This window comes from Desulfoluna spongiiphila (assembly GCF_900101345.1).
Classification (GTDB): Bacteria; Desulfobacterota; Desulfobacteria; order Desulfobacterales; family Desulfolunaceae; genus Desulfoluna; species Desulfoluna spongiiphila.
On sequence record NZ_FMUX01000001.1, the window covers coordinates 188690 to 200426 of the forward strand.

The window sequence follows — 11737 nt, forward strand, 5'->3', positions numbered from 1 at the left end:
AAAAAAAGAGGAGCGGATTCCCACTCCCGATCCGTTGCCGCCCTCCCGGTGAGGGCAGCAACGATAATCACGGCATCATCGATGCTAAAACATTTTCACGACGACCTTTTCGGCGTCCTCTTTCCGCAGGTCCAGGTGATACCCCATCACCTTGGCCCGGATCACCTCACCGGGCTCATCCACGGCTTCCACTTCAATGATGTTGCCCACATCCGCACCGGACTCCTTGAGCTGGCGCGCCACGTTGCCTTTCCCGGCAATCTTTACGATAAGGCCCCTCTCACCGCTTGCAAGGGAGGAGAGGTTCTGGGTTTTTCCGGAGTCGGGGTCCAGCCCCCCTAAATCCCGAAGACCGCCGATGCACTGCTCAAGACACCCCTTGCATTCATCCAGGGGAGACTCCTTCTCGCAGCGGGCGGCAAACTGGCCGAGCCACTCCGTACCGGCACGGGGACACAGATCGATAAATTCCATCAGGGAGATGATGCGATCCAGAACGGACCGGGAGACGGTATGTTCCATTTTGCATGCCGTTTCTTCGGCTTCCGTGGGATCGATAAACAGGACCCGAATGAAAAAATCCTTCAGGGCCTCATGGCGCCGGACCACGTCACGGGCGTGTTTCTGACCTTTGGGGGTCAGGGTGATCAAGTCGTAAGGGGCGTAGTTGATATACCCTTTTTCAGCCAAAGCCCTCAGGGCGCCGGTGACTGACGAGCTGTTCACCCCTGTCTTTTTGGCAATATCTTTGGCACGGGCGGCCTGCTTTTCCGAGACAACGTGGTAGATCGCCTCAAGGTAGTCTTCCAGGCTTGCACTGAGTTCTTCGATCTGCGACATCAGAGATTTTACCCCATCTGTGTGGTTGATGCGTATGTAAAAGGGTTTTACATTAGGCACTTTTTTTCGTCTATCCGAATATAAATCAGGAGAGCCCAGGACTGTCAAGGGGATTTTCCAGAATTTCCACGACGTGCAACACCCGGATCCGCGAATTCGCCCCTTTGAGCAGGGCTTCGATCTGAGCCATGCACCCCGGACAGGAGGTGACCACCACGTCGGCGCCGGTGGCTTCGATGCGGGCAAGGCAGCCCTCTCCGATGGCAAGGGAGAGGTCCCGGTTCTTCATGCCGAAGCTCCCCCCCAGGCCGCAGCACCCCGGCTCCATCTCCACCAGGTTGTGGCCCGCGTCTTTTAAGAGCGCACGGGTATTGGCGGTGTTGTTCAGGCTGTGCCGGGCGTGGCAGGGGTCGTGCACGGTGACGGTAAGACCGGTCTCCGCGCTTTCGGGCCTGTCCCCAGCCCCCAGCTGCGCCAGCAAATCGCTGCCGTCGCACACGGCATCGGCGATGCGATCCACCAAACGCCCTTCGGCCTCGGAGAGTCTCTCTTTTGCCATGGGCCAGAGGTGTTTCAAGGCATGGGTGCAGGTGGCGCACGGGGTCACCACATGGCTGAAGTCCATTCCTGAAAAAAGGGCGAGGTGCCGTCTCACGGCCTTTAAAAATTCATCTTCGTCCCCTTCGGTCAGAAAGGGGATCCCGCAGCACCCCTGCTCTTTGGGTACATGCACCCGGGCCCCTGCATCGGTGAGCAAGCCGGCAAGGCCTTCCCCCACGAAGGGATAGACCTTGTCCACCAGGCAGCCGGCAAAAAGGACAACATCGGGCCCCGGGGACTCGGGCTCCCTGGCGGCATAGTTTTCGCTGAAAAAAGGCTGGGTGATCTTCGGCACCGGATAGCGCCGGGCAAGGGCCACCCGTTCCTCTTCCGGAAAGGTGATCAGGCGCCTCTGAACAGCCGCGAACCGCGCGGCAAGGGTGGCGGTGCGTTTGGGATCGGAAAACGCTTTTCGAAGCAGGGCACGCTTTGTGCCGGACAGTCGAGCGGCCTCGGCCAGGGCCTTTCTCGCCAGGAGAAAAGCATCCACCGTGGCAACCCCCCGGGGACAGGTGGCCTTGCATCCGCCGCAGAGGGTGCAGCGGTTGAGGCGGGACAGGGTCTCTGCAGGGGCATCGGTGAGGTTTTCGTGAAGGGCCGTGATAAGGGCCAGCTTTCCCCTGGCCGAGTCCCCTTCGAGGCCGGTGCGTTTGTACACGGGACAGACAGCCTGGCACAGGCCGCATCGGTTGCACAGGGACGCCATCTTCTCTGCGGCGTCCGCAAGGGACACCAGATCAATGCTCATGGGGCTTATTTTCCTGCAGGGCCCCTATGATGCGGGGAATGTATTTATCGGCCATGGAAGCCTCAAAGGTACAGGCCGCGGCACCAAAGTGGCCGCCTCCGTTGAATTTCGACAGAAGGTGACCGGCGTGGACGTTGCACCCCACATTGAAGATGCTGTGACCCACACTGAGCACCACACGCTTTCTGGCCCGGTCCACGTAGCGGATCTTAACGCTGACCACGGCATCGGGAAACATGGCATACACCAGGAACCGGTTTCCTTCCGGAGCCTCTTCATACCCCCTGAAATCGGTGATGGAGACCCCCTCTTTCACGTGGGTGCACGAACTTAAATGCCGCCTGTACTCTTTGTTCTGGGCCACCACCGCCTCACAGCGACGCTTGACCTCCGGGTCGGCCATCACCTCGTCGATGGGCCGGGACCTGAGAAGGTCCACCAGACGGTCCCAGTAAGGCGCATCCTGCCCCTTGCGGCCGAAAATCGTCATGGAGAGCAGCACATAAGGGTTGGATTCGGGCGCCTCCACCTCATCCCGGGTGAGATCCGCCGAATCGATGCGGTCCGCCTCCCGGATAAGCTCGGTAAGGTCTTTGGTCAGCCCGTCCCGGTAGTAGGACCACACCAGTCCCGCTGCCGAGGGAGCGACCTCAAAGGCCCCTTCAAAGGGCACGGTCACGCGGTTGGTGGCGTGGTGGTCGAACCAGAGGCTGCACCGGGGATCAAAGGGCAGGTTGGCGATGGCATCGCCGTCTCGGACCTCCACCTTGCCCTGCTGCATGTCGTTGGGTTCCACCCAGAGGGTCGGTTCGGTCAGGGCCAGGGCTTCTTCCAGCACGGCGGCGCAAACCACCCCGTCAAAATCGGGTCGTGTGACGATTCGCATGGTCTTGTTTCCTGTTGGGTTGTGATGGCAGATGGTATCAGGTGTTCAGAAACAGCTCTCGCATGGTTCAAGGAGACATCGGAATTTACCGGGACGCGTGGGCCCCGGGCGTGCGTCTTCAGGTATCAGTCCGTTGGCGACCGATCGGGCACGTTTCGGTCTTCACGCAGCCAGACGATCACATAAAGGACGATACCGCAGGTCACCCCCACAATATCGCATAAAAAATCCACCCGGTCCATGGACCGGCGCGGGACAAAGAGCTGGTGCACCTCATCGGCCATGCCGATGAGCACCGCCACCAGAAAGGCGAAACACACGGCGGCGACCCGGCTCTGCCCCAGGGGCAGGGAACGGGCGCCACGCAACACCAGAAAGCCCACCACCGCGTACACCAGAAGGTGGGCCACCTTGTCGTTGAAAGGCCCCCGGGGCATGGGCAGGTGAACCAGGGAGGGGAGAAATATCAGCACGCAGAGAAGAAGCACGGCAACCCAGTTGCGCACCCCCTTTGACTCTGAAATCCTCATCGCATTCTCCCTCCCCGTCGTCCCCACCCAGGGGGCTGCAACCGTTTCAGTCTATCCGAAAACGGGAACACTTTCATTTTTCCTGCTGCGGATATCCGCGTTTACCACGGAGAGGAAGGCCTCTCTGGAGACCCCGTAGGTCACCTTCCCGTCCAGGGTACGGACGGAAAAGACCCCGGCTTCCCGCTCTTTCTCGCCGATGGTAACAATCACCGGAACCTGCTCAAGCTGCGCATCGCGCACCTTGCGCTTGAGGCTCTCGCCCCGGGCGTCCACGTCCACGCGAAGCCCTTCGCCTTCCAGCTCTTTTTTCACCTGCCGGGTGTAGTCCAGCAGGTCGTCGTTCATGGGCAGAAGGACCACCTGGACCGGTGCCAGCCACAGGGGGAACCGTCCGGCGTAGTGCTCCACCAGGATCCCGAAGAATCGCTCGATGGAGCCAAAGGCCACGCGATGGATCATCACGGGGCGATGCTTTTCGTTGTCCGCGCCGATGTAAGAGAGGTCGAACCGCTCAGGCAGGCTCATGTCCAGCTGGATGGTACCGCACTGCCAGGTACGCCCGATGGCATCCTTGATATGGATGTCGATCTTGGGCCCGTAGAAGGCGCCGTCCCCTTCGTTGATGACATACCCTTTGCCGTAGGCGTCCAGGGCGGAACGCAGGCCTTCGGTGGCTTTTTCCCACTGCTCGTCCGAGCCGATGGATTTCTCCGGCCGGGTGGAGAGCTCCAGGTGGAAGTCGAGGCCGAAGGTGCCGTAAATCCGTTCGTCAAGTTTCAAGACCCCCAGGATCTCGTCGTGGATCTGCTCGGGTGTCATGAAAATGTGGGCGTCGTCCTGGTGGAAGGCCCGCACGCGAAAGAGACCGGAGAGGGCCCCTGAGAGCTCATGGCGATGCACCAGGCCGATTTCACCGGCACGGTAAGGGAGCTCTCTGTAGGAGGGGCTCTTCATGCGGAAAAGGAGCATGCCGCCGGGGCAGTTCATGGGCTTGATGGCGTAATCGAAACCATCCACGTTGGAGGTGTACATGTTCTCCCGGTAGTTCTCCCAGTGGCCGCTGCGCTCCCAGAGGGCCCGGTTGAGCATGATGGGGGTCTTGGTCTCCACGTATTCGTCTTTTAAGTGCTCTTCACGCCAGTAGTCGAGAAGGGCATTCCACATGGCCATGCCCCGGGCGTGGAAAAAGGGCATCCCCGGCGCTTCGTCATGGAAGCTGAAGAGGTCCAGCTGGGTACCGAGCTTGCGGTGGTCCCTTTTCTTGGCCTCTTCGATCATGTGAAGGTGGGCCTTGAGTTCCTTTTTATCAAAAAAAGCGGTGCCGTACACCCGTTGAAGCTGGGCGTTGTTCTGATCGGCACGCCAGTAGGCACCGGAGACCCGCATGAGCTTCACGGCCTTGATCAGGCCGGTGTGGGGGACGTGGGGCCCCCTGCAGAGATCCGTAAAATCGCCCTGCTCGTAGAGGGAGATGGTCCCTTCGAGGCCGTCGATGAGCTCAAGCTTGTAAGGTTCGTCCTTAAAACGCTCAAGGGCCTCCTCTTTGGAGATCTCCTTGCGCGTGAAGGGGAGCTTGGCCTTGACGAGTCGGTTGATCTCCTGCTCGATGGCGGGAAAGGCCTCTTCGCCGAGGGGCTCCATGTCGATGTCGTAATAAAAGCCCCCTTCCACCACAGGTCCGATGGTCAGGTGGGCATCCTTATAGAGGTTCGTGATGGCCTGGGCCATGACGTGGGCGGCGCTGTGCCGCATAATCTCGAGGGCTTCCGAATCTTTGGTGGTGATGAGGCGGACGGCGGCGCCGTCCGCGACCTTTTCCGACAGATCCAAAAGGACCCCTTCGATTTCCATGGCCACGCAGCTGCGTGCAAAGCCTTCGGAGATTGAAAGGGCTATATCGGCCCCGGAAGGGGCCTCATTAAACTCTCGTTTGCTTCCATCCGGTAGAGTGATCTTAACCATATCCGTATCCGTATCGCCTCGAATTATATAAGGAACCGCACAGCAGGCGATGCCTTGTCAATACCTTTAAACCCAGCGGGGTGCGCGCACCACACTGAAAACAGGACTAATCTGTGAATTTAGGGCAATTCCCCGGGAGGGTCAAGACAAAAGCTCCTTGCCTCTCCCGGAAAGTGTATGGTCTTCCTGTAAAAAAAATGATACACAAACATAAATCAAACTCACTCGCACCGCCGGTGGGCCGGCGGTTGTGCTCAAGGTACCATGGCCTCCAAAACAGCCCGGACGTTTGTCCGGGGCCCACGCCGCGCACCGAGTCCTTTCCCGAAGCCGGCACGGCAGCAGCACCGAGGCCTGATGTGCCTGGATTTTTTTTTCGCATGCCCAGCGCATGGAATGGCCGTCGAAACGAGCCCCGATTTTCCCATGACCGATATGATAAACAACCTCCATTACGTGGACACCCCAGAGGCCCTCGAGGAGATCGCCGAAGTGTTCTTAAACGCCGACTGCATCGGCGTGGACCTCGAAGCCGACTCCATGTTCCACTTCCGTGAAAAAGTGTGCCTCATCCAGATGGCCGTCGGAGACTTCATTGCCGTCATCGACCCCTTGAACATCGACGACATGGGCCCCATCGTGCCTGTATTCGAACGGCCAGAGATCCGAAAAATCTTCCATGGGAGCGACTACGACGTCCGCTCCCTCAACCGGGATTTCGGCATCACCATCCGCAACCTCTTCGACACGGAGCTGGCCTCCCGCTTCCTGGGGATCCCCGAAACCGGACTCGGCTCGGTCATGAAACAGCGCTTCGGGGTAGAGCTGGACAAGACCTACCAGAAAAAGGACTGGTCCAAACGTCCCCTGACCGACGGCATGATCGAATACGGAGCCGGTGACGTCATCTACCTTCCCCGGCTCGCCACCATCCTCGACCGCGAACTCGAAGAGAAGGGTCGGACCTCCTGGGTGGAAGAAGAGTGCCTGCTCCTGTCCGGCGTCCGCCACCAGGACAACGGCGACGCCCCCCTGTTCACCCGCGTCAAGGGAGCCGGCAAGCTCGACAGGCGCAGCCTGGCCGTCCTTGAGGAGTTGCTCCAGCTGCGGCTCACCCTCTCCGAGAAAAAAGACCGCCCTCCTTTCAAGGTCTTCAGCAACGCCTCCCTGCACACCCTGGCCAAGGAAAAGCCCACCACCACAGGACGCCTCAAGGCCTGCGGGGCCCTGTCTCCCAGACAGGCCGCTGCCCACGGCGCCCAGATCCTGAAGGCGATAGAAAAAGGGGTCGCCCTTCCCGAGGAGGAGCTGCCCAAATACCCCAGGGGGAAACGGCCCAGCTTCAACCCGGAGATCCCCAAACGCATGGACGCCATAAAGAGCTACCGGGACGACATGGCCAGCAGACTGGCCCTTGATCCTCCCATCCTGCTCAACAAAGCATTGATGACTGCCATTGCCGTACGCAACCCCGACACCGTGGAAGAGCTCAATTCCATCGACGGCCTGCGCCAATGGCAGATCAGCACCCTGGGCCAGGGCATTGTCCGCGCCCTACACCCGGGATCCTGACAAGCCGACCCTGTCGTAACGGGTGGCCTGCCGACAGGCCGCCCGAAAAACACGTCATCCCACGACCCGATCACAGGGCAGTGCCCGGCACCGCCCGCATGAGGAACCCCATGGAACATCGCATCACCTTCTCGTCTGAAGGCACCATCCTTGAAGGCATGCTCGAGAACCCCGGCGCCAAACGCGGGGTCGTTATCACCCATCCACACCCCCTCTACGGCGGCGACATGGACAATCCCGTGGTCCTTGCCATCACCGAAAGCTACCGCAAGGCAGGGTTCGCAACCCTGCGCTTCAATTTCCGCGGCGCAGGAAACAGCGACGGCGAGTTCGACGAGGGATACGGTGCAATCCGCGACCTCCTGGCCGCTGTCTATCGCCTCAAGTCCGAAGGCATGGAGGAGGTCACCTGTTCCGGCTACTCCTTCGGGACCTGGATCTGCCTTTCTGCCTCCCTGGCCCACCCCGTCACCACCGACGTGATGGTGGCTCCCCCGGTGACCTTCCTCGACTTCCAGACCTCACCGTGCAACAGGGGCCCCAACCTCGTCATCTCGGGGACCCAGGACAGCTTTGCCGATTTCGAAACCGTCAAAGGCATGGTCCCCGTGTGGAACCCCGATGCCCGGCTCCACGTCATCGAAAGTGCCGACCACTTCTTTTCCATCCATTTAAAAGAGGTAAGCCGGGCCATCGACGATTACCTCGCGGGACTGTAGGGGACTCGCACGAACCACGCTGACCGGCCCTGACCACACCCTGTCACCCCGACAGGGCCGGCCAGCCCAGGTCCCCCCACCCCGGCAACACGCCGCCCTTTCCCCTTCATGCCAGACGAACCGCCCCGCCACATTGTTCCTTCAGAAAACACACTTATTATTGACAAACAGTGTTTCGCACCCTTACAACATACCAAGCACCCCCAAATCGTTCACCCAGCGCACCACAAGGCCCTGTCATCCCCATACGCACAATCCGAAGACCCGCCCGCCGCACCCACCCATGCCGCCCATCATCTCCCGGTGTGAAGTCCATGCTGGCCGGCACCAACCCGAAAGGAGACCGCCATGACAACCAGAAGGGGCAATGCCCTGCCCTGGAGCAGGGAGTACCGCATCCTGGGCATCCCGGAGACCCTGGAACCTTACCCCGACGCACCGGCCTACGACATCCTGGACCGGGCCGCCCGGCGCTTTCCCAAACGGGGCCTGATCCAGCTGGGCATCATGCTCACCTACCCGGAGGTCCGCGAGCTGGCCCACCGACTTGCCACGGCCCTGTCCGGATTCGGCCTCGCAAAGGGCGATCGCGTAGCCACCCTGCTGCCCACCTCCATCCAGTTTGTCATCGCGGATTACGCCATCAGCCGGGCCGGACTGGTCCACGTGCCCTGCTCTGCCCTGGAACCCGTCTCGCACCTCACCCACAAATTCAACACCTGCACCCCCCGGGCCCTCATCACCATGGACGATACCCTCGACCATGCCAAACAGCTTGCCGAGACCACCAGCGTGGAGCAGGTGGTCGTCTCCAGATTGTCCGATTATTCCGATGCGCCGGAACCCCCAGAGCCCCTTGCGGGGTTTTCCTGCGCCGCCCACCGGTTCACGGAGCTCATCGCCCGATCCCCCTGCACCCCGCCGCAAGTTCCCCTGGATCCCCGCACAGACCTTGAGATGATCCTTTTTACAGGCGGCACCACAGGCGTCCCCAAGGGGTGCATGCTCACCCACCGGAACATTTACTGCAACTCGGTACAAAACGGCTGGGCCTTCGGGCGCATCAAGACGCTGCTCCAGGGCAACATCACCGCCCTTCTGGGACTGCCCCTCTTCCACTCCTACGGCCATGTCATCATGCACACCATGACCCTTGAAGGCTACAACCAGATCCTCATCCCCGACGCCAGGGACACGGAATCCATGGTGGCCATGATCCGCACCCACTGCCCCCTCCTGCAGCTCGGGGTCCCTGTCCAGTTCATGAAGATGGCGGAAAAAGAGCTTAAAGGCATTGCCGTACTGGGGGTATCGGGTTCGGCGCCTTTGCCTCCGAGCACCCAGAAAAAATTTGAGACAAACGCCAAGGGGGCCATCATGGAAGGGTACGGCCTGTCTGAAATGTCCCCCTGCACCCACCTCAACCCCTCCCTCCTGCTGCGCCTCGTGGGAGGGCGCGCTGTGCAGCGCGGCTTAACGCTCACCTTAGGCACTCCGGGCCTCAGCCAGGTCCTGAACCGCGCCCTTGGCCTTCTGGGCCCAAGGATCTTGGGCTATCTCGTCACCCGGGCCATTGCCATTCTGCTAAAAATCACCCGGCCATCCGCCGCAACGGGCACACCCACCGAAAAACTCGGCGCCACGGGCATCCCGCTGCCCGACACCCGGGTCCGCATCGCAGACACGGCAACGGGAAGCCCCGTGGCCGACATGGAGGCCTTTCCCCCGGCGGTTCGCGGAGAGATGCACCTTCAGGGGCCCCAGCGCATGAGCGGATACTGGCCCGAGGCGGGCAACGGCATCGACGAGGCAGGGTACATCCGCACCGGCGATGTGGTGACCGTGGACCCCCAGGGCTACTTCAGCATCGTGGACCGCACCAAGGACATGATCAATGTCTCCGGGTACAAGGTCTACTCCCGGGAGGTGGACGACATCCTCTACGGCCACCCGGCCATTGAACACGCCGCCACGGTGGGCGTCCCCGACGGTAAACGGGAGGGCAGCGAACGGGTGGTCATCTGCGTTCAGCCCAAGGCGGGCTACAAAAACCGGGTCACCCCAGACGAGTTCATCACCTTTTTAAAAGAGCGCGTGGCCCGCTACGCGGTACCCCGGTCCGTCTTTTTCGTGGACGAGATGCCCCTGACCGCCGTACAGAAACTGGACAAAAAAAAGGTGCGCGAACTGGCGCGGGCACACGCACGGAACCTCGCCCCTTGACATCCCTTTGGAAAGGGTGTTAATAAGGGTAGTTTTTTCGAGGCCGAGACCGGCCTACCGATCCTTGCTCTGTCTTAAAATACAGGGCTTTACATCCATAAGGAGGTTACATGAGACGTTACGAAACCGTATTCATCCTCGATCCCGATCTGGGCGAGGAGGTCCGCAACCAGCGTTACGACAAGGTCAAAGAGATCATCGGTGCCTACAAAGGCGTACTGATTGAGTTCGACGACTGGGGCGTACGCAAGCTGGCTTACGACATCCGCAAAAAAACCCGTGGACAGTACGTCCGCGTTGATTACTGCGGTGACGGCACCCTTATTTCCGAGCTGGAGCGAACTTTCCGCCTTGACGATAAATTCCTCAAGTTCATGACCATCATCCTCGGCGACGACGTCAACCCCGACGACATCCTCGCAGAAAAAGAACAGGCCGAAGCGGCTGCCGCTGAAGCAGAAGCTGCGCCTGAAGCAGAAGTAGAAGCAGAAAAAGCCGAAGAGGCCCCCGCTGCCGACGCCCCTGCCGCAGAGGAAAAAGCTGAGGAACCTGCAGAACCTGAGACCAAAGAGGAGGACTAAGATGGCCGCACCAGCACGAGGAAAAGGAAAAGGGAAACCCGGACGCAAGGGAGGCCGTAAAAGGACTTACCACCGCAGGAAGGTGTGCCGTTTCTGTGCCGACTCCAGCATCGTCATCGACTACAAGGAAACCCGTGTTCTCAAGTATTTCATCTCTGAGCGCGGAAAAATTATTCCCCGTCGCATTACCGGCACCTGTGCCAAGCACCAGAGGGTCCTTACCCGTGAGATCAAGCGTGCACGTACCATCGCACTGCTTCCTTACGTCGGAAACCTGGAATCATAATGCGCAGCGGCCCATGCCGCTTCGATGACCAACTGAACAACGCCGGATATCCGGACACGATTCCGGGTACACTTTGAAGGGGTGTCCCCCTTCAGCGGAGGATAATATGGCAACGAAAGTTATTTTAACGGAAACCATCGACACTCTGGGCATCATCGGCGCCGAGGCTACCGTTGCGGACGGATACGCACGCAACTACCTCCTCCCCCGCGGGAAAGCCGTTCTTGCCACGCCCCAGAACAAAAAGATTCTGGAGCAGCAGAAAGCTCGATTTGAACTCCAGATCGCCAAAGAGCGCGAGCAGGCTGAAGAGCTGGCCAAGAAAGTACAGGAGATCTCCTGCACCCTCATGGCCAAGGTCAGCCAGGAAGAGCGACTCTACGGTTCCATCACAGCCCAGGACATCCTGGAAGCCTTGAAGGGCCAGGAAGTCACCATCGAGAAGCGCATGCTGCTTCTTGCCGCTCCCATCAAGGAGTTGGGCACCTACAAGGTCCCCGTCCGTCTCTACAAGGACGTTGAGCCTGAAATCACCGTTGAGGTGAAGGCGGAAGCCAAGGAAGGAGAGGAGTAAACACCTCTTTTTCCACCCGTGAAAAGCCGTAAAGGGGGGCAGCCGATTGCCGGCAGCCCCCCTTTTTGCGTTTGGCCACCGCACCAGCAAACGGTTGAGGACGGCAGCTCCCTGCCGGGGCCCTCGTCAACCCGGCCAGCCCCTCTCCGGATTTTGATCCGCCTGTCGGGGTAAAGTATTGCCAACACCCCGGGGACCTGATAGCTCTAAACC

General features: G+C 60.1%; 11 protein-coding genes. 6 read left to right on the forward strand and 5 right to left on the reverse strand.

Features of this window, described 5'->3' with window-relative positions:
- Positions 1–84: 84 nt before the first annotated feature.
- From BLQ12_RS00800 to thrS, 5 genes are all read right to left on the reverse strand, one after another.
- Positions 85–840: a metal-dependent transcriptional regulator gene (locus tag BLQ12_RS00800; protein ID WP_092207308.1), complete on the reverse strand. Its 756-nt coding sequence runs from the start codon at positions 838–840 to the stop codon at positions 85–87.
- Between the two features lie 85 nt (positions 841–925).
- Complete coding sequence (locus BLQ12_RS00805; protein WP_092207310.1) at positions 926–2188, reverse strand: (Fe-S)-binding protein; 1263 nt, start codon at positions 2186–2188, stop codon at positions 926–928.
- Positions 2178–3074, reverse strand: a complete 897-nt coding sequence (locus BLQ12_RS00810; protein ID WP_092207312.1) for a DHH family phosphoesterase — start codon at positions 3072–3074, stop codon at positions 2178–2180. The genes BLQ12_RS00805 and BLQ12_RS00810 overlap by 11 nt, the downstream gene beginning before the upstream one ends.
- A 125-nt stretch (positions 3075–3199) precedes the next feature.
- On the reverse strand, positions 3200–3604 hold the full coding sequence (locus BLQ12_RS00815; protein ID WP_092207314.1) for a VanZ family protein: 405 nt from the start codon (positions 3602–3604) through the stop codon (positions 3200–3202).
- Positions 3605–3655: 51 nt separating this feature from the next.
- Positions 3656–5569: a threonine--tRNA ligase gene (thrS, locus tag BLQ12_RS00820; RefSeq protein WP_092207316.1), complete on the reverse strand. Its 1914-nt coding sequence runs from the start codon at positions 5567–5569 to the stop codon at positions 3656–3658.
- A gap of 426 nt (positions 5570–5995) precedes the next feature.
- Between thrS and BLQ12_RS00825 the strand changes: the two genes are divergently transcribed.
- The 6 genes from BLQ12_RS00825 to rplI all read left to right on the forward strand — a co-directional run bounded on the left by BLQ12_RS00825 (position 5996) and on the right by rplI (position 11524).
- Entirely contained in the window at positions 5996–7141 is a 1146-nt protein-coding gene (locus BLQ12_RS00825) for a ribonuclease D (protein ID WP_175469409.1), read from the forward strand.
- A gap of 110 nt (positions 7142–7251) precedes the next feature.
- Positions 7252–7860, forward strand: a complete 609-nt coding sequence (locus BLQ12_RS00830) for an alpha/beta hydrolase (RefSeq protein WP_092207320.1) — start codon at positions 7252–7254, stop codon at positions 7858–7860.
- 348 nt (positions 7861–8208) lie between these two features.
- A complete protein-coding gene (locus BLQ12_RS00835; protein ID WP_092207322.1) occupies positions 8209–10083 on the forward strand; it encodes an AMP-binding protein in 1875 nt (624 codons plus the stop codon).
- Between the two features lie 110 nt (positions 10084–10193).
- The gene (gene rpsF / locus BLQ12_RS00840; protein WP_092207324.1) at positions 10194–10664 is read left to right on the forward strand and encodes a 30S ribosomal protein S6; all 471 of its coding nucleotides are present in this window, start codon (positions 10194–10196) and stop codon (positions 10662–10664) included.
- Between the two features lies 1 nt (position 10665).
- Positions 10666–10950: a 30S ribosomal protein S18 gene (gene rpsR / locus BLQ12_RS00845; protein WP_092207326.1), complete on the forward strand. Its 285-nt coding sequence runs from the start codon at positions 10666–10668 to the stop codon at positions 10948–10950.
- A gap of 106 nt (positions 10951–11056) precedes the next feature.
- The gene (rplI, locus tag BLQ12_RS00850) at positions 11057–11524 is read left to right on the forward strand and encodes a 50S ribosomal protein L9 (protein WP_092207328.1); all 468 of its coding nucleotides are present in this window, start codon (positions 11057–11059) and stop codon (positions 11522–11524) included.
- The last annotated feature ends 213 nt before the right edge of the window (positions 11525–11737 follow it).

Coding starts and splice junctions, on each gene's coding strand:
- BLQ12_RS00815 (WP_092207314.1), bottom strand. CDS start 3,604: ATGAGGATTTCAGAGTCAAAGGGGGTGCGCAACTGGGTTGCCGTGCTT.
- BLQ12_RS00805 (WP_092207310.1), bottom strand. CDS start 2,188: ATGAGCATTGATCTGGTGTCCCTTGCGGACGCCGCAGAGAAGATGGCG.
- BLQ12_RS00830 (WP_092207320.1), top strand. CDS start 7,252: ATGGAACATCGCATCACCTTCTCGTCTGAAGGCACCATCCTTGAAGGC.
- BLQ12_RS00810 (WP_092207312.1), bottom strand. CDS start 3,074: ATGCGAATCGTCACACGACCCGATTTTGACGGGGTGGTTTGCGCCGCC.
- BLQ12_RS00835 (WP_092207322.1), top strand. CDS start 8,209: ATGACAACCAGAAGGGGCAATGCCCTGCCCTGGAGCAGGGAGTACCGC.
- thrS (WP_092207316.1), bottom strand. CDS start 5,569: ATGGTTAAGATCACTCTACCGGATGGAAGCAAACGAGAGTTTAATGAG.
- BLQ12_RS00800 (WP_092207308.1), bottom strand. CDS start 840: ATGTCGCAGATCGAAGAACTCAGTGCAAGCCTGGAAGACTACCTTGAG.
- rplI (WP_092207328.1), top strand. CDS start 11,057: ATGGCAACGAAAGTTATTTTAACGGAAACCATCGACACTCTGGGCATC.
- BLQ12_RS00825 (WP_175469409.1), top strand. CDS start 5,996: ATGACCGATATGATAAACAACCTCCATTACGTGGACACCCCAGAGGCC.
- rpsR (WP_092207326.1), top strand. CDS start 10,666: ATGGCCGCACCAGCACGAGGAAAAGGAAAAGGGAAACCCGGACGCAAG.
- rpsF (WP_092207324.1), top strand. CDS start 10,194: ATGAGACGTTACGAAACCGTATTCATCCTCGATCCCGATCTGGGCGAG.